This is a genomic window from Ruegeria lacuscaerulensis (assembly GCF_013034685.1).
GTDB lineage: Bacteria > Pseudomonadota > Alphaproteobacteria > Rhodobacterales > Rhodobacteraceae > Ruegeria > Ruegeria lacuscaerulensis_B.
In genome coordinates this window covers 329644-346935 of the sequence record NZ_WQGO01000001.1, presented here as the reverse complement: position 1 = coordinate 346935, position 17292 = coordinate 329644, and the positions used below count along the sequence as shown (strand labels likewise).

Below are 17292 nucleotides of genomic sequence, written 5' to 3'. Positions count from 1 at the left end.
CGAAATCGCGGCCCTTTCTTTTTTACGCAGCGGGGCGTCTGCGCGGACGCCGCCGTTTAGACGCTGAAGGCTTGGAGGATGTGTTGCCCCCCTGTGGCCTACGCGCCCGAAAACCGCCCTGTTTGCGCGGCTTTTTGGGCTCGGCGAATTCGGGCATGGTGCCGCTGGCGACCGGAATGTCGATCTTCATCAGCTTCTGGATCTGCTTCAACTGGTCCAACTCGTCCGGGGCACAGAAGGCGATGCCTTCGCCCTCGCGCCCTGCGCGGGCTGTACGACCAATGCGGTGGACATAGTTATCGGGCACCTCGGGCAGGTCATAGTTGATCACATAGGCTACGCCGGGGATATCGATGCCCCGCGCGGCAACGTCTGTCGCGACGAGGATGTTGATCTCGCCAGCGCGGAACGCCTTGATGGCGCGATCCCGCTGACCTTGGCTTTTGTTGCCGTGGATCGAGGCCGCGTTGAAGCCATCCCGAACGAGGTCCTTCATCAACCGCTCGGCCCCGTGTTTGGTGCGGGAGAAGACCAGCGTCAGAGCGTCCAAGTCGGCCGAGAGGATTTCACGCAACTTGCGGGGCTTGTCCGCGCGGGACAGGAAGTGCACGGACTGAGTGATCTTGTCCGCCGCCTTGCCAGGAGGCGACACCTGTATGCGCTGTGGGTTGGTGAGGTAGGACTGGCTTAGCTCCTCCATCTGCTTGGGCATAGTGGCCGAGAACAGCATCGTCTGGCGCGGCGTGCCCAAAGCGGGCGCGATTTTGCGGAGCGCGTGGATAAAGCCCATGTCCAGCATTTGATCAGCCTCGTCCAGCACCAGATGGCGCACAGAACCAAGATCGACGGCTCCACGCTCCATCAGGTCGATCAGTCGTCCCGGGGTGGCGACCAAAATATCGGTGCCGCGCGATAGGAAAGAAATCTGCTTGCCGATTGATTGCCCACCAACAACGGTGGCGACGCGTAGTTTTGTCTTTTGCGTGAGGGTACGCAGGCTGTCAGCGATTTGGTTCACCAGTTCGCGCGTCGGGGCAAGGATCAGCGCCTTGACTGTCTTGGGGGCAGGTTTGGCCGGTTGCGCCAGAAGGTGATCAATCAGCGGCAGACCAAAGGCCAGCGTTTTACCAGTGCCGGTCTGAGCCAGCCCAAGAATGTCATGTCCATTCAGCGCCATTGGGATGGCCTGGTTTTGGATCGGTGTGGGTTGAGTAAAGTTTGCCCGTTTCAGGGCGTCATTCAAAGCCGGGGCAAGGCCCAGCATGTCGAAGTCGAACACGTAATAATCCTTTGATATCCGCAACTTTGCGCGCGGATGCGTGTGACCGCGCAAAAGCGCGGCAGGCAGGGTTTAGCGAGACCTCGGGACGCACAGGCGTATCCTGCGCCATCCGGCCATCGCATCAAGAACCCTGCGTGAAGGGGAACCAGGAGAGATATGGTGCGCCGTGGGGGCAAAGGCCCGGATGCTCACGCGGCGGCGCTGATGGACGGCACATGAGCGTTGGCGCGGGCATTGTCAAGTATTTGTCTGATGGACTGGCGGTCGGAGTTCTAAATTCTGCTGGCGTTCTCAATCAGTTTGAGCCATCGATTTCCGAGTGGCGGTTCAGCGCGTCGTAGCATTGCGAGGCGAAGTTTGGGGTTGGGAATGACGGGAAGTGCACAGCAGGGCCATAGCCTCAAGCTCGCCAGTGGTGCCCTGGTTCTTGGCGGTATGATGTGGGGACTGTACTGGATCCCTGTCCGCTACTTCGTGGATCAGGGGCTGGAAGGGGCTTGGCCGGGGATCGTGATGTATTCGGCAGCGCTGCTTTTCCTTTTGCCGCTTTTGTGGCGCGGCCGGCATGGTTTGGCACGGCGCTGGCAGGATTTGATGTTCAGCGGCATGTTCACGGGTGCGGCCTTTGGTCTGTTCACGATCAGTCTGGTCTATACGGATGTCGTTCGAGCCATCCTGCTGTTTTACCTGACGCCGGTTTGGGGCACGATCTTAGGCCGGGTTTTTCTAGGCGAGCATCTGACCAGAACTCGCGTTTTGGGGTTGATATGTGGCCTAGGCGGCATGGCGATCGTCCTTGGCGGCGGTCAGGGGATCCCTTGGCCCAGCAATGTCGGAGATTGGGCGGCGCTGGTATCCGGCATGGCTTGGGCGGTGGGCACGCTGGGTTTGTATCGCTCCTCGGGCATTTCGGTTCCGGGGCAGGTTTTTGCGTTTATTGCCGGGGCTCTGATGCTGTCGCTGATCAGCCTGGTGTTCAGCGCGGGCGGAGTGCAAGAGCAAAGCGCGATTGTCGGTGTGCTGCCCATTGCGATACTGTCGGTGCTGTACACTCTGCCGATGATCTTTCTGACGATCTGGCCCGCGACCTTACTGACACCGGCTCGGGTGGGGTTGTTATTGATGAGCGAGGTTGTGGTCGGCCTGATTTCGGCTGCTGTATTTTCGGGCGAGCCCTTTGGACTGCGCGAGGCCACGGGGGCAGTGCTGATTGTGAGTGCCGCTGTGCTGGAGATCGCTCGGGGTTGAGCGAGTTTACCGCTGGATAGACAGATCAAACGCCAACAGTCTTAACAGGCAGTGCGGTTCCTGTTGCATGGGTGTTGCGCAACATATTGACTTTGCGTGCTTTTTGTCGTATTGATTGTGTCATGCTAGAAGAAATGAGCAACGGCCGCGGGGCAACCCGGCGGTCGTTTTTTCGTTTCTCTCGTGCGGAGAAAACTCACGCATGAGGTCACAGGCACACATGACTTTAATTACCCCGGAAGAGCGGATGTCCCAGACGGCGGAACTGTTGCAGTCGCTGGAAACATCTATTCGCGGTTTGCGCCAAGCAGCAGAAGAACTGCGCAGGCAAATCGGAACCGGGGAGGATGCAGATCTTGCCGGAACGGCAAAACAACTGGGTCAGTTAGAGGGGCTGATCCGAAGTTGTCAGAAAGTGGAGACAAGCTTTGTCGAACAACATCACAGACAAGCCGGAATTGCCCAAGGGGGATATGCGCTCGACCTTGAGCGCGCTCGATTTGAAATCGGGTGCAGGCTGGCTCGCCTCCGCCGATGCTGCGGTGAGGGACAGATTTCTGAGTGAGATCGGGGAGGGGGGGCTGTGCGCCCTCCCTTTCCTGTTTGAATTCTGGGCGCTGCCGCATCAACTACCGCCCGAGGGTGACTGGCGGTCCTGGGTGATCATGGGCGGGCGTGGCGCGGGCAAGACGCGGGCGGGGTCAGAATGGGTGCGGTCGATGGTCGAAGGGTCCAAGCCGCTGGACAAGGGCGAGGCTAGCCGGGTGGCGCTGGTTGGGGAGACCTTTGATCAGGTGCGCGATGTGATGATCTTTGGCGATAGCGGCATATTGCAATGCTCGCCCCCGGATCGTCGGCCGGTGTGGAAAGCGTCGGAGCGCAAGCTGAACTGGCCAAACGGGGCCGAGGCGCAGGCGTTTTCGGCGCATGATCCCGAGGGGTTGCGCGGACCGCAGTTCGATGCGGCCTGGGTGGATGAGCTGGCCAAGTGGAAGAAGGCGGGCGAGACCTGGGATATGTTGCAGTTTGCGCTGCGGTTGGGGGATCGGCCTCGGGTCTGCGTGACCACCACACCGCGTAATGTGAAGGTTTTGAAGAATTTATTGGCGTCGCCCTCCACCGTGCAGACCCATGCACCGACCGAGGCGAACCGGGCCAATCTGGCGGATTCGTTTCTGGACGAGGTGCGCGCGCGCTATGCGGGGACGCGGCTGGGGCGGCAGGAGTTGGACGGGGTGCTACTGTCGGATGCTGAGGGCGCGCTGTGGACCGGCTCGATGCTGGAGGCGGCGCGGTGCGCGCGGGTGCCTGCGTTGGATCGCATCGTCGTGGCGCTGGACCCGGCGGTGACGGCGGGGGCGGACGCGGATGCTTGCGGGATTGTGGTCGTGGGGGCTCAGCTACAGGGCGCGCCCGAGGACTGGCGGGCCTATGTGCTGGCCGACCGGACGGTGCAGGGCGTTGGCCCGGCGGGCTGGGCGCAGGCGGCGATTGGCGCGATGGATGAGTTCGGAGGTGAACGACTGGTGGCCGAGGTCAATCAGGGCGGGCAGTTGGTGGAAGAGGTCGTGCGGCAGGTGGACCCTCTGGTCCCTTATCGCGCGGTGCGGGCATCCCGCGGCAAGGTCGCGCGGGCCGAGCCTGTGGCGGCCTTGTACGAGCAGGGGCGGGTTTGCCATGTGGCAGGGCTGGACGCGCTGGAGGAACAGATGTGCCAGATGACGGCGCGCGGGTATGAGGGGCCGGGCTCGCCTGACCGGGTCGACGCGCTGGTCTGGGCGCTGCATGAGTTGGTTGTGGGGCCTGCGGGGGGGTATCGGAGGCCTAGGGTGCGGAGTTTGTGAAGGCTTTTGGAAAGTCTGGTTCGTCACAGCTTGACTAGGCGAGGCGTTCGGATTTGTCAGCTTTGGTTTTTTTACCGAACGACAAGCTAAGTCTTTTATGAACTTGGATTGATCAGAAAAAAGCCGCCACTTACGACGCAAGCCCAAAACAAATGTGTTTTCAGAGAATACATGTCGATTCCTGCATCCAAGTAAGAATTGGCCGCCCATCCGACGAAAGAAGGCAACGAAAGAAACCCGAGTGCCGAAAGCGATTGGGTAAGCCTTTGTTCGATCTCGGGCTTACGTGGGAACAATTTCCTGCTCAAACGATGCGCGGCAAACCCACCCACCGCGACACCTAAAGGCATGCTGGCTAAAAAGGCTACACCTGCGATACCAAGGAGACCTTCTCCGACAATAATCGCGCAAACTAAGAAAATCAGGATTGGAGTTAACCCGATCCACGGCAACCATTTCGAACTGCCAACTTTTTTAAAGAACTCAATCAACATGTTAGGTTGATACAGATTTTCTGACATTCATGTCACGTGTTTTTATCATGGCAGGTAAAACGTCGTAACCACACGAAAATGCCACCGTTGCCCAACCCCCGTACGCCCCATTCCCACGGCTTAAACTTCTTTCCTGCATAACTCCTTTCAACAAGCCGGGCAGAGCGGCGGCAGAAAGGAGCACAGATGGTATTCGATTTCTTGCGTCGTGGATCGGCGGGCGAAGCGCCCGATGCGAAGGCCAGCGCGGCGGGCCCCGTGGTGGCGTGGCAGACGGGCGGGCGCGTGGCGTGGAGCCCTCGGGACGCGGTGTCGCTGACGCGGACGGGGTTTTCGGGGAACCCGGTGGGGTTTCGCTCGGTCAAGCTGATTGCCGAAGCGGCGGCGGCGCTGCCCCTGGTGTTGCAGGATCAGGCGCAGCGCTATGAAACGCATCCGATCCTGTCGTTGATGCGCCGCCCCAATGCGGCGCAGGGGCGGGCGGAGTTGATGGAGGCTCTGTTCGGGCAGTTGCTGCTGTCGGGTAATGCCTATGTCGAGGCCGTGCAGGCCGAAGAAGGCTTGCCGCTTGAGCTGCACGTTCTGCGCTCGGACCGGATGAGCGTGGTTCCGGGCGCAGATGGATGGCCCAAAGCCTATGACTACACGGCGGGCGGCAAGACGCACCGGTTCCCGGTGGATGCGATCTGTCACATCAAATCCTTCCATCCGCAGGACGACCACTATGGATTTTCGCCCATGCAGGCGGCGGCGATGGCGATTGATGTGCATAACAGCGCGTCTCGGTGGTCCAAGTCGCTGCTCGACAATGCGGCGCGGCCTTCGGGGGCACTGGTGTGGAAGGGCGATGGCCATGGGGTGATGGCCGAGGATCAGTTCCGGCGTCTCTCGGATGAGATTGAACAGAACTATCGCGGAGCGCGCAATGCCGGCCGTCCGATGGTTCTGGAAGGGGGCCTGGATTGGAAGCCGATGGGGTTCTCGCCGTCCGATATGGAGTTTCAAAAGACCAAGGAAGCCGCCGCCCGCGAGATCGCGCTGGCCTTTGGTGTCCCGCCGATGTTGCTGGGGATACAGGGCGACGCGACCTATTCGAACTATCAGGAGGCCAACCGGGCGTTTTACCGCCTGACCGTGCTGCCTCTGGTGACGCGGGTGGCGGCGGCGGTGTCGGAATGGCTGGTGGGGTACACCGGCGAGGATCTGGTGCTGAAGCCCGATCTGGATCAAGTGCCTGCGCTGTCGGCGGAACGCGATGCGCAATGGGCGCGGGTGAATGGCGCCGACTTCCTGACCGACGCTGAAAAACGCGCGTTGCTGGGGCTGCCGGAGCGTGCGGATGGCTGAGGGGTATCCCCCGTTCGATTGCGCGCCGGGCCTGCGTCTGGCCGCGCATGAGAGAGTGGCCGAGATCCAGCACGCACATCTGTGCCGCAGGCTGGATCAGATCGAAGAGATGATGGAACGGCTGGAGAAACGGTTGTGGCTGACGGTCTATGGCGTGGCGGCAGTGATCCTGGCGCAGGTGTTTCAGTCATTCCTTGCGGCGACGCCGTGAAATCAGAGGCTTACGAGGAGGTGTTCATGGATTTGGAACACAAATTCGCGCGGTTCGGAGACGGGCTTTCGGTAACGGACGATGCTGTGATCGAGGGCTATGCCAGCCTGTTTGGTCAGGTAGATCAGGGCAGCGACGTGGTGCAACGCGGGGCGTATAGAGCCTCGCTTGACGGTCTGGCGAAAGCGGGGCAGCGGGTCAAGATGCTGTGGCAGCACGATCCGGCGCAACCCATCGGCGTCTGGGAAGAGGTGCGCGAGGATGACCGGGGCCTTTGGGTCAAAGGGCGTCTGCTGGAGGCAACGCAAAAGGGCCGTGAGGCAGCCGAACTGATCCGCGCGGGTGCGATGGATGGTCTGTCGATTGGCTATCGCACCAAGCGGGCCGTGAAGAATGACAAGGGCCAGCGGGTCCTGACCGAACTGGAGCTGTGGGAAGTGTCCTTGGTGACGTTCCCGATGCTGCCCAGTGCGCGGGTGGCAGCGAAGGGCGTTGAGCCTGACGTTGAAAACACCTGGCGCAGTATTGCCGAGGTGTTCAACACCGCCCGGCAGGAGCTGGCGCGGACCTAGCGCGCCTCAACCCCCACCCAAGAAATGGAAGTGCTGATGAGCAAGACCGAAACCCCGGCCTTGACCGGAGAGGGTGCGCCCCTGGTTCAGGAGGTGAAGCAGGCGATGACTGGCTTCGTGAATGAATTCAAGGGCCTCAAGGCTGAAGTGAAAACCCAACTGCAACAGACAGAAGAGCGACTGACCATGCTGGATCGTAAATCAACCATCGCGGCGCGTCCGCACCTTGCGGCCTCGATCGAGGACGGCGCACCGCACCAGAAGGCCTTTGACGCCTATGTGCGTTCGGGCGAGGATGACGGCCTGCGCGGGCTTGATATGGAATCGAAATCCCTGTCCAGCGCCGTGAACAGCGATGGTGGCTATCTGGTTGATCCGCAGACCGCTGAAATAATCAAGTCGGTGCTGAAATCCACCGCCTCGATCCGCTCGATCGCGTCTGTGGTGAATGTCGAGGCGAACTCGTTCGATGTGCTGATCGACCATACCGATGTGGGCGCGGGCTGGGCCGATGAGAACACCGCTGCGAGTGAGACCGCGACCCCGTCGATTGACCGTATCTCGATCTCGCTGCACGAGCTGAGCGCGCTGCCCAAAGCCTCGCAGCGTTTGCTGGATGACAGCGCCTTTGACGTCGAAGGCTGGCTGGCAGGCCGCATTGCAGACAAGTTCGCCCGCGCCGAAGCCTCGGCCTTTATCAACGGTGATGGGGCAGACAAGCCCAAAGGTATCCTGAGCCACACCAAGGTCGACAATGACGTTTGGGACTGGGGCAACATTGGCTACGTGCCCACCGGCATCGACGGCGGTGTTGATGCGGATGCGATTGTCGATGTGGTCTATGCGCTGGGCGCGCAGTACCGCGTGAACGGCACATTCGTGATGAACTCGAAAACCGCGGGTCTGATCCGCAAGCTGAAGGACAGCGATGGCCGCTTCCTGTGGTCGGACGGTTTGGCGGCGGGTGAGCCTGCGCGCCTGATGGGTTATCCGGTGCTGATCGCCGAGGACATGCCGGATGCGGGCACCGACAGTTTCTCGATCGCGTTTGGTGATTTTCAGGCGGGTTACACCATTGCCGAGCGTCCCGACCTGCGCGTGTTGCGCGACCCGTTCAGCGCCAAACCGCATGTCCTGTTCTACGCGACCAAGCGTGTCGGCGGCGACGTGAGCGACTTTGCCGCGATCAAGCTGGTGAAATTCGGCACCGCCTAAAGCGGGCTGAATCCTCGGGGGGCCATTGGCCCCCCGGGGCGGCGGGCGCGTGCCGGGGTGAGATCCCTTGCGTTGTCTAGCTGCTCCCCTCCGTCCGAGCAACGTGGGGCGGCGCGTGCCCGTCAATTCCTGAAGTTACGGCCCCGGAGGGGTCCGAGATTGCGGAGTGAATGGATGATGTTGATCGAAGAAACCGCCATCGCGGATGCGGCGCTGCCGGTGGACCAGTTCAAGGCTCATCTGCGGCTGGGAACGGGTTTCGCCGAAGACAGTGTGCAGGACGATGTTCTGAAAGGATTTTTGCGGGCAGCGATTGCAGCGATTGAGGCGCGCACCGGCAAGGTGCTGATCGCGCGCGCGTTTTCGTGGGATTTGAACGGCTGGCGTGATGCGGCGGGTGAGGTGTTGCCGGTGGCCCCGGTCACGGCGATCAGCGCGGTGACTGTGACCGACGCAACCGGCACTGACACGGTGGTGGACAGTGGCCGGTATCGTCTGGCCCAAGACAGCCAACGCCCGCGTCTGCGTCCTGCCGGAGCAAGCCTGCCGACCATTCCCACGGGTGGGTCGGTCAAGATTGCATTTACCGCCGGGATGGCTGCGGATTGGGGGGCTCTGCCCGCTGATCTGGGGCAGGCGGTGCTGCTGCTGGCGGCGCATTACTATGAATACCGCGATGAGACGGCGCTGGGCGCGGGCTGTATGCCCTTTGGCGTCACCAGCCTGATCCAACGCTACCGGATTGTGCGCTTTGGTGCCGGGGTGGCGCAATGAAGACGCCCCGGTTGAACAGAAAACTGGTGCTTGAAGCGCCGGTACGCAGTGCCGACGGGGCGGGTGGCTATACCGAGACATGGGCTGCCCTGGGCACGGTCTGGGCCGAGGTCACCGCGCGAAGTGGGTCCGAGCGGTCTGTTGCGGGCGTTCCGATCTCGCGCGTTGGCTATCGCATCGTGGTGCGCGGCGCGCCTCAGGGATCGTCGATGCGCCCAAGCCCTGATCAGCGGTTCTCTGAGGGCTCGCGCCGGTTCGTAATCCGCGCCGTGGCCGAGCGCGACCCACGCGGCCAGTACCTGACCTGTTTTGCAGATGAAGAGGTGGCAGCATGAGTTATGGCGTTTCGGCCGCATTGCAGGCGGCGGTGTTTCAAAAGCTGTCCGGTGACGCTCAGGTCAGTACGCTGTCAGGCGGCGCGATCTATGACGCGGTTCCGGCGGGTGCGGTGCCCCAAACCTATGTGACGTTGGGCCCGGAAGAGGTGCGCGATGCCTCAGACCGGTCGGGCACGGGGGCCGTGCATCGGTTCACTGTGTCGGTGGTGTCCGAGGCCGCAGGCTTTGGAACGGCCAAGACGTTGGCGGGCGCGGTGTGCGACGCGCTGGAAGGCGCAGCACTCAGCTTGGATCGGGGCCGCCTTGTGGGGCTGTGGTTCGAACGCGCCAGCGCCCGGCGCACGGGAACGGGCGGCGCGATCCGCCAGATCGACCTGAGATTCCGCGCCCGCGTGGAAGACGACTAAGCAATCAACGGAGAGAGCATATGGCTGCCCAGAACGGAAAAGACCTGTTGGTCAAAGTGGATATGAACGGCTCGGGCCTGTTCGAGACCATCGCGGGCCTGCGCGCCACGCGGGTCAGTTTCAACGCGGAAAGTGTGGATGTCACCAGCCTTGAAAGCCAGGGCGGCTGGCGCGAGCTGCTGTCAGGGGCTGGGGTCAAATCGGCCTCGATCTCGGGCTCGGGTGTGTTCAAGGACGAAGGTACCGATGAACGTGCGCGTCAGTTGTTCTTTGACGGTGAGACGCCAGATTTCCAGGTGATCATCCCCGATTTCGGCATTGTCGAAGGCGCGTTTCAGGTGACTGGCATCGAGTATGCGGGCTCGCATAGCGGCGAGGCCACCTATGAGATGAGTCTGGCCAGCGCCGGGGCTCTGACCTTTACGGCGCTGTAAGCCGATGGCCAATCCGTGGACGGGTGAGGTGGCATTGACCATTGATGGGGAGCCGCGTGCGCTCAAGCTGACGCTGGGTGCTTTGGCGGAACTGGAACAGGAGCTGGGCACCGGGACTTTGGTGGAATTGGTCCAGCGGTTCGAAGGCGGGGCCTACTCTAGCAGTGATGTGCTGGCGCTGATCGTGGCGGGGCTGCGCGGCGGTGGGGCGGATGTGACCCGCGCCGACTTGATGCGCGCCGATATCGAGGGCGGCCCCATGGAAGGGGTCCGCGCGGCGGCCGAGCTGCTGGCCCGCGCCTTCATGGTGCCGGATCGTTGAGCGGGTTCGACTGGCCCGCCCTGATGCGGGCCGGGATGACCGGCTTGCGTCTGACGCCGGATCAGTTCTGGCGTCTGACCCCGGCTGAGCTGCGACTGATGCTAGGACAGGGCGCAGGCGTGCCCGCGATGAACAGGGCGGGGCTGGACGCGTTGCTGGCAGCCTACCCGGACAAGGAACAAGGAGAGCGTGATGACGACGGATCGTGACGGGTTGGACGACCTTCAGGAGCGGGGTGAGGCGTTGGGCGACGCGCTAGGCGATGCCGCTTCCATGGCGGCAGCATTTGACAGCCAGATGAAGCGGATCAGCGCAGCCTTCGAGGAAACTGGTAAGGACGTTGCCACGCTGGAGCGCGGCATGTCTGGTGGGTTGCGGAGGGCCTTTGATGGCGTGTTGCTGGATGGGATGAACCTGTCGGACGCGCTGGGTGTCCTGAAGAACTCTATGATTCAAGCAGCTTACGCGGCGGCGATCAAACCGGTAACGGATCATTTCGGTGGACTGTTGGCAAACGGGGTCGGCAGTTTTGTGCAAGGTATTCTGCCGTTTGCCGATGGCGGCAGTTTTAGCCAGGGCCGGGTAATGCCCTTTGCCAATGGCGGGGTGATAACCGGCCCGACGACTTTCCCGATGCGCGGCGCGACCGGCCTGATGGGTGAGGCTGGCCCTGAGGCGATTATGCCTCTGGCGCGCGGACCAGATGGCAAGCTGGGTGTTCGCACATCGGGCGGAGGTGGAGCGGTGAATGTGGTGATGAACATCACCACACCTGACGTGCAGGGCTTTCGACGCAGTCAAAGCCAGATCGCCGCACAGATGAGCCGCGCCTTGGGTCGCGGCAATCGCAATAGGTAAATCACGGAGCAGGTCATGAATTTCCATGAGGTGAGATTTCCCGCCAGCCTGAGTTTCGGCTCGGTCGGCGGACCGGAGCGGCGAACGGACATCGTGACGCTGGCCAATGGTTTCGAAGAACGCAACACCCCTTGGGCTCATTCGCGCAGGCGGTATGACGCTGGGTTCGGGATGCGGTCTCTGGATGATATCGAGACTTTGATCTCGTTTTTCGAGGCGCGGCAGGGCCAAATGTTCGGGTTCCGCTGGAAGGACTGGTCCGACTACAAATCCGGTGCAGCAACCGCTGACGTGGACAAAGGCGATCAGGTCATCGCGCGCGGGGACGGTGTGAAGACCGACTTTCAGCTTGTTAAAACCTACAGTTCGGGCGGGTTCCAATATGCGCGCCCTATCACCAAGCCGGTTCTGGGCACTGTGCGGTTGGGCCTGGAACAGGATGAAATGCGCGAAGGGGTGGATTTCGAGGTTGATCTGCTGCGCGGGCAAGTGATGTTCGCCGACCCGCCGCCCGAGAATGTCGAGATCACCGCAGGGTTCGAGTTTGACGTGCCCGTGCGTTTTGACACCGACAAGATCCAAACCAGCGTTGCCAGCTTTCAGGCCGGAGACGTTCCCAATGTTCCGGTTGTCGAGGTGCGTATCTGATGAGCGTGGATCGGGAAAGCTTGCAAGCGCATCTGCAAACCGGGCTGACGACTACGTGCCGGTGCTGGGCCATCACGCGACCGGACGGGCAGGTCTATGGGTTTACGGATCATGATCTGGAATTGCAGTTCGAGGGGCTGACCTTCAAGGCCAGCACCGGCTTGACCGCCGCTGCGGTTGAACAAGCTACGGGCCTGTCCATCGATAATTCCGAGGCGATGGGCGCGTTGTCCGATGCAGCGGTTCGGGAACAGGATATTGAGGCGGGTCGTTTCGATGGGGCTGAGGTTAAAGCCTGGTTGGTGAACTGGGCGCAGCCAGAACAGCGGAACCTGCAATTTCGCGGCTCTATTGGCGAGATACGTCGTGCGGGTGGGGCGTTTCATGCCGAACTACGGGGCCTGACGGATCTGTTGAACCGGCCTCTGGGGCGGATCTATCAAAAACCTTGTACGGCGGTTCTGGGCGACCGAAGTTGTCGGTTCGACGTTGGAGCACCGGGGTTCCATGCCGAAGCCCAGATTGCTCGTTTGACTGCTGGTAGTGTGCTTGAGGTAACGGGTGCTGAAGCCGCTTTAGCCGCGTGGTTCGAACGAGGCCGCGTTGACGTTTTGTCGGGGCAGGCCGAGGGCCTATGGGCGTCGGTCAAGCAGGATGAGCCGATCTCAGGTGGTCGTCGCATCACGTTGTGGTCCGGGATAAGCGGTGGTCTGGCCGCTGGAGACCACGTTCGCCTGACCGCAGGTTGCGATAAGCGCATGGAGACCTGTCGATTAAAATTTAGCAATCTCATAAACTTCCAAGGATTTCCTGATCTTCCGGGCGAGGATTGGGTGATGGCCGTACCGAAGAAAAGCAATCCGAATGCAGGGGGAAGCAGACGATGACTGAAGAAAGGCAGGATATCGTGACCGAGGCGCGAAGCTGGCTGGGCACGCCTTATGTTCATCAGGCCTCGACCAAGGGGGCGGGCGCGGATTGTCTGGGTCTACTGCGCGGCGTCTGGCGCGCGGTCATGGGGGCCGAGCCGGAGGCGGTGCCTTCCTACTCTATGGATTGGTCTGAACCGCAGGGTGAGGAACGGATGTGGGATGCTGCCCGCCGCCACCTGATCGCAAAGCCAGTTAAGGAGGCGGCAGTCGGAGATGTTTTGCTGTTTCGGATGCACGACGGACGCGTGGCAAAGCATGTCGGACTTGTCAGCCAGATCAAACCATTGCCGCAGTTTATTCATGCGTATTCCGGCCATGGCGTTGTCGAGAATACCCTGAGCGATCCCTGGAGCCGCCGCGTGGTCGCCTGTTTCTGTTTTCCGCGGAAGGATATGTAAATGGCGACGATTGTACTTTCTGCGGCCGGTGCCGCGATTGGCGGCGCGATTGGGGGCACGGTCGCGGGGTTGTCTACGGCGGTCATAGGGCGCGCCATCGGGGCGTCGCTGGGTCGTGTGATCGACCAACGGCTGATGAGCCAATCGGTCATGGGCAGCGGCAGCGAGGTGGTTGAAACCGGACGGCTGGACCGGTTCCGACTGACAGAAACGGGTGAAGGTGCCTCGGTCGCTACCTTATTCGGGCGGATGCGGGTTGGTGGGCAGGTCATCTGGGCCTCGGACTTTCTGGAAACGCTCAGTACCAGCACAACCACGCAGTCGGGCGGCGGCAAAGGAAGCCCGAAAGCACCCGAGGTCACGACCACCACTCACAGCTACAGTTATTCGATCTCGTTGGCGATTGCAGTCGGGGCGGGACAGATCGCCGATTTGTCCCGGGTCTGGGCCGACGGAGAGGAGCTGGAACGCGCAGGCCTGAACATGCGGGTCTACCCAGGCGATGACGCGCAATTGCCTGATCCCCTGATCGAAGCGATTGAGGGGGCCGGTAGTGTTCCGGCCTACCGGGGGACAGCCTATGTAGTGATCGAAGATTTGCAGCTGGCGGCCTTCGGTAATCGGGTGCCGCAATTCTCGTTCGAGGTGGTGCGCCCGGATCAACCCGGTCTGCCAGAGACACCGAATGCGCTGTCCAGCATTGTGCGGGGTGTGGCCCTGATGCCGGGTACCGGCGAATATGCTTTGGCGAGCACTCAGGTAAATTACACCAAGGGGCGGGGGCAAAGCTGGGCGGCGAATGTGAACTCGGCCTCTGGCGTGCCGGACCTTGTAACCTCGACCCGCGCGTTGGAAGCCGAACTGCCGTCTTGCGACGCGGCCTCGTTGATCGTGTCGTGGTTCGGGAATGACCTGCGTTGCGGCGAATGTCAGTTGCAGCCCAAGGTTTTGCACAAGGAATATGAGGGCGAGAATATGCCCTGGACGGTTGCCGGCGTGTCTCGTGCCGAGGCACAGCTTGTACAGCATGAAAATGACCGACCGGTCTATGGGGCGACCCCGGCCGATGCGTCGGTCGTGCAGGCCATCCAGCACCTGAAGAAATCGGGCAAACGGGTGATGTTCTACCCGTTCATTCTGATGGACCAACTCAGCGGCAATAACCTGCCAGACCCCTGGTCGGGCGGAACCGGTCAGCCCCATCTTCCGTGGCGCGGACGGATCACGCTTAGCACCGCACCGGGACGCGCGGGCACGCCGGATGGCACCGCTCAGGCCGATGCGCAGGTCAATGCATTCTTCGGTCAGGCGCGGACGTCGGATTTTGCCATCGCCGATGGTGCAGTGACCTACACCGGCCCGCAGGACTGGGGGATGTTCCGTTTTATCCTGCACTATGCCGCGCTGTGTAAGGCCGCAGGTGGGGTCGAGTCCTTCTGCATCGCGTCCGAGATGCGTGGTCTGACGCAGATCCGAGGGGCTTCGGGTTTTTCGGCCGTTGCTCAGATGCGCACCCTCGCGGCCGAAGTGCGCGCAATTCTGGGGCCTGACACCAAGATCGGATATGCAGCGGATTGGAGCGAATACTTCGGTTATCAGCCTGCGGATGGCAGCGGGGATCGGTACTTTCACCTCGACCCACTGTGGGCGGATGACAATATCGACTTCGTCGGCATCGACAACTACATGCCACTGTCGGATTGGCGGGACGGCGAGGATCATGCCGACCTGAAGGCCGGCGCGAATGCGATCTACGATCTGGACTACCTGCGCAGCAATATCGAAGGCGGCGAGGGGTATGACTGGTTCTATGCCTCACCCGAAGAGGCCGAGGCGCAAATCCGCGCGCCCATTGAAGACGCGCAACACAACGAGCCGTGGATCTGGCGCTACAAGGACCTGCGCAATTGGTGGTCCAACCCGCATCACGAACGCATCGGCGGTGTGCGACAGGCGAACCAAACAGCATGGGTTCCGGGGTCGAAACCGATCTGGTTCACAGAGCTTGGCTGTGCGGCCATCGACAAGGGCACGAACCAGCCGAACAAATTTCTGGACCCAAAGTCCTCGGAATCCAGCTTGCCAGCCTATTCCAATGGGTTGCGTGATGACTTCATGCAGCTTCAATATCTGCGCGCGGTGCTGGGGTACTGGTCCGACCCGACCCTGAACCCGGTATCGGATGTCTATGACGCGCCGATGATTGACATGTCCAACGCCTATGTCTGGGCTTGGGACGCACGGCCATATCCAGCTTTCCCGAACCTGCGTAGCCAGTGGAGCGACGGCGAAAACTATGCCCGTGGTCATTGGTTGAACGGACGCTCGGGCGCGCGCAGTCTGGCGTCCGTGGTGACGGAAATTTGCCACGGAGCCGGAGTGACAAATATCGACACCACGCAGCTTTATGGTGTTGTCCGCGGTTATGTGATCGAGCAGGTCTCGGACGCGCGGGCGGCTTTGCAGCCTTTGATGCTGCGCTATGGATTCGATTCCATTGAACGCGATGGCGTTCTGATCTTTCGGATGCGGGCAGCGCAGACGCCACAGGTGATTGACCCCGAGCAACTGGCCATCAGCCCGGATGTCGAAAGCACTATCGAACACAGACGCGAAGCCGAAGCCGAGATGACGGGGCGCGTGCGGTTGCGTTTCGTGCAATCGGATGCCGATCACGACATCGTCTCGGAGGAGGCCGTTCTGCCAGACGATCAGACACATTCCGTCTCGGTCAACGAGATGCCACTGTCGATGACCCGCACCGAAGGGCGCCAAACGGTCGAGCGTTGGCTCAGCGAGGCGCGGGTGTCGCGTGAAACTGTCCGCTTTGCCCTGCCACCATCGATGCTGGATATCGGCGCTGGCGATGTGATCAGCCTGTCAGGCGATGAACAGGGCGCGCGGTATCGCATCGACCGCCTGGAACAGGCCGAATTGCAATTGGCGGACGCGGTCCGGGTCGAGCCGGGCGTCTATAGCGCCTCGGACATTCCCGAAGATTCGGTGCCCGAACGGCCCTTTGTTGCTCCGGTTCCGGTTCTGCCCGTATTTCTGGACCTGCCGCTGATCACGGGGGCCGAGGAGCCTCATGCGCCCTACATCGCGGTGTCGGCCGAACCGTGGCCGGGCGGGGCGGCTGTCTATTCCTCGGGCAGTGATGAGGATTTCAGCTTGCAGGATGTGATCTCGCGGCAGGCGGTGATCGGCTTCACGCAAACACCGCTGCGGCGCGCAAGTGCCGGAGTATGGGACAATGGCGCACCTTTGCGTGTCGAGCTGATTGCAGGGCTATTGGAATCCCGACCGCGCGACGCATTGCTGAATGGAGCCAATCTGGCAGCAATTGGCGACGGATCGCCCGACAATTGGGAGGTGTTTCAGTTCGCCCAGGCAACATTGGAAAGCCCCGGCACTTACGCGCTGTCTGGTCGCCTGCGTGGCCAGTTGGGCAGCGATGCCGCCATGCCGGATGTCTGGCCTGAAGGTTCGACCTTTGTCTTGCTGGATCAACGGATCGCTCAGACCAACCTTCTGAGGTCCGAGCGTCGGGTGGCCAAGCATTATCGCATAGGCCCGGCAGCGCGAGGGTACGATGATCCGTCCTATGTGCATCAGGTTCTGGCTTTCAACGGCAATGGCTTGCGACCATATGCGCCGGTTCATCTGCGCGCGCATCGCGCCGCGTCCGAGGACCAGATCAGCTGGATTCGCCGCACCCGTCTGGATGGCGACGACTGGGAGGGTTTGGACGTACCATTGGCGGAAGAAGCTGAAACCTATCTGGTACAGGTTCGCTCCAGCGGGTCCTTGATCCGAGAAGAGATCACTGCAGAACCGCGTTGGGTCTATAGCGCCGCGATGAAGCTAAGCGATGGTGTCTCAGCGGGGTACGATGTACAGGTCGCGCAGGTTTCCGCGAGCTTTGGCCCAGGTCTGTTTGCCCGACTGACGGTAGGACAAAGCTGACC

Annotated in this window: 19 protein-coding genes; 17 read left to right on the top strand and 2 right to left on the bottom strand. The window is 61.5% G+C overall.

Annotation, left to right across the window (positions count from 1 at the left end; all coding sequences use genetic code 11):
* Positions 1-22: 22 nt before the first annotated feature.
* Positions 23-1279 carry a DEAD/DEAH box helicase gene (locus tag GOV80_RS01730; protein WP_170782625.1) on the bottom strand — a complete coding sequence of 419 codons (1257 nt, stop codon included), beginning with the start codon at positions 1277-1279 and terminating at the stop codon, positions 23-25.
* Positions 1280-1651: 372 nt separating this feature from the next.
* Here GOV80_RS01730 and GOV80_RS01725 point away from each other — a divergent pair, with 372 nt between their 5' ends.
* Together GOV80_RS01725 and GOV80_RS01720 are read left to right on the top strand one after the other, a co-directional pair.
* On the top strand, positions 1652-2530 hold the full coding sequence (locus tag GOV80_RS01725) for a DMT family transporter (protein ID WP_170782624.1): 879 nt from the start codon (positions 1652-1654) through the stop codon (positions 2528-2530).
* 473 nt (positions 2531-3003) lie between these two features.
* Complete coding sequence (locus GOV80_RS01720) at positions 3004-4374, top strand: DNA-packaging protein (RefSeq protein WP_473773605.1); 1371 nt, start codon at positions 3004-3006, stop codon at positions 4372-4374.
* A gap of 95 nt (positions 4375-4469) precedes the next feature.
* Here GOV80_RS01720 and GOV80_RS01715 read toward each other — a convergent pair whose 3' ends face one another.
* Entirely contained in the window at positions 4470-4895 is a 426-nt protein-coding gene (locus GOV80_RS01715; protein WP_170782623.1) for a hypothetical protein, read from the bottom strand.
* A 159-nt stretch (positions 4896-5054) separates the two neighbouring features.
* Between GOV80_RS01715 and GOV80_RS01710 the strand changes: the two genes are divergently transcribed.
* The 15 genes from GOV80_RS01710 to GOV80_RS01640 all read left to right on the top strand — a co-directional run bounded on the left by GOV80_RS01710 (position 5055) and on the right by GOV80_RS01640 (position 17290).
* A complete protein-coding gene (locus GOV80_RS01710) occupies positions 5055-6215 on the top strand; it encodes a phage portal protein (protein ID WP_170782622.1) in 1161 nt (386 codons plus the stop codon).
* A complete protein-coding gene (locus tag GOV80_RS01705; protein ID WP_170399828.1) occupies positions 6208-6426 on the top strand; it encodes a GTA head formation protein, RCAP_rcc01685 family in 219 nt (72 codons plus the stop codon). Before GOV80_RS01710 ends, GOV80_RS01705 begins: the two co-directional genes overlap by 8 nt.
* A gap of 26 nt (positions 6427-6452) precedes the next feature.
* A complete protein-coding gene (locus tag GOV80_RS01700) occupies positions 6453-6998 on the top strand; it encodes an HK97 family phage prohead protease (RefSeq protein ID WP_170770512.1) in 546 nt (181 codons plus the stop codon).
* A gap of 36 nt (positions 6999-7034) precedes the next feature.
* Positions 7035-8213 carry a phage major capsid protein gene (locus tag GOV80_RS01695; RefSeq protein ID WP_170770514.1) on the top strand — a complete coding sequence of 393 codons (1179 nt, stop codon included), beginning with the start codon at positions 7035-7037 and terminating at the stop codon, positions 8211-8213.
* 174 nt (positions 8214-8387) lie between these two features.
* On the top strand, positions 8388-8987 hold the full coding sequence (locus GOV80_RS01690; protein WP_170770516.1) for a head-tail connector protein: 600 nt from the start codon (positions 8388-8390) through the stop codon (positions 8985-8987).
* Positions 8984-9322 carry a phage head closure protein gene (locus tag GOV80_RS01685; protein ID WP_170782621.1) on the top strand — a complete coding sequence of 113 codons (339 nt, stop codon included), beginning with the start codon at positions 8984-8986 and terminating at the stop codon, positions 9320-9322. The genes GOV80_RS01690 and GOV80_RS01685 overlap by 4 nt, the downstream gene beginning before the upstream one ends.
* On the top strand, positions 9319-9732 hold the full coding sequence (locus GOV80_RS01680) for a DUF3168 domain-containing protein (protein WP_170782620.1): 414 nt from the start codon (positions 9319-9321) through the stop codon (positions 9730-9732). The genes GOV80_RS01685 and GOV80_RS01680 overlap by 4 nt, the downstream gene beginning before the upstream one ends.
* Positions 9733-9752: 20 nt before the next feature.
* Complete coding sequence (locus GOV80_RS01675) at positions 9753-10166, top strand: phage major tail protein, TP901-1 family (RefSeq protein ID WP_170782619.1); 414 nt, start codon at positions 9753-9755, stop codon at positions 10164-10166.
* A 4-nt stretch (positions 10167-10170) separates the two neighbouring features.
* Entirely contained in the window at positions 10171-10488 is a 318-nt protein-coding gene (locus tag GOV80_RS01670) for a gene transfer agent family protein (RefSeq protein ID WP_170782618.1), read from the top strand.
* Positions 10485-10697 (top strand): rcc01693 family protein, encoded by a 213-nt coding sequence (locus tag GOV80_RS01665; protein WP_170770526.1) that lies wholly within the window; start codon positions 10485-10487, stop codon positions 10695-10697. Before GOV80_RS01670 ends, GOV80_RS01665 begins: the two co-directional genes overlap by 4 nt.
* Positions 10681-11346: a phage tail tape measure protein gene (locus GOV80_RS01660; RefSeq protein WP_170770528.1), complete on the top strand. Its 666-nt coding sequence runs from the start codon at positions 10681-10683 to the stop codon at positions 11344-11346. The genes GOV80_RS01665 and GOV80_RS01660 overlap by 17 nt, the downstream gene beginning before the upstream one ends.
* 15 nt (positions 11347-11361) lie before the next feature.
* Complete coding sequence (locus tag GOV80_RS01655) at positions 11362-11994, top strand: DUF2460 domain-containing protein (protein ID WP_170782617.1); 633 nt, start codon at positions 11362-11364, stop codon at positions 11992-11994.
* The gene (locus tag GOV80_RS01650; protein WP_170782616.1) at positions 11994-12881 is read left to right on the top strand and encodes a DUF2163 domain-containing protein; all 888 of its coding nucleotides are present in this window, start codon (positions 11994-11996) and stop codon (positions 12879-12881) included. Before GOV80_RS01655 ends, GOV80_RS01650 begins: the two co-directional genes overlap by 1 nt.
* Positions 12878-13324 (top strand): NlpC/P60 family protein, encoded by a 447-nt coding sequence (locus GOV80_RS01645; protein ID WP_170782615.1) that lies wholly within the window; start codon positions 12878-12880, stop codon positions 13322-13324. The genes GOV80_RS01650 and GOV80_RS01645 overlap by 4 nt, the downstream gene beginning before the upstream one ends.
* A complete protein-coding gene (locus GOV80_RS01640; protein WP_170782614.1) occupies positions 13325-17290 on the top strand; it encodes a baseplate multidomain protein megatron in 3966 nt (1321 codons plus the stop codon).
* The last annotated feature ends 2 nt before the right edge of the window (positions 17291-17292 follow it).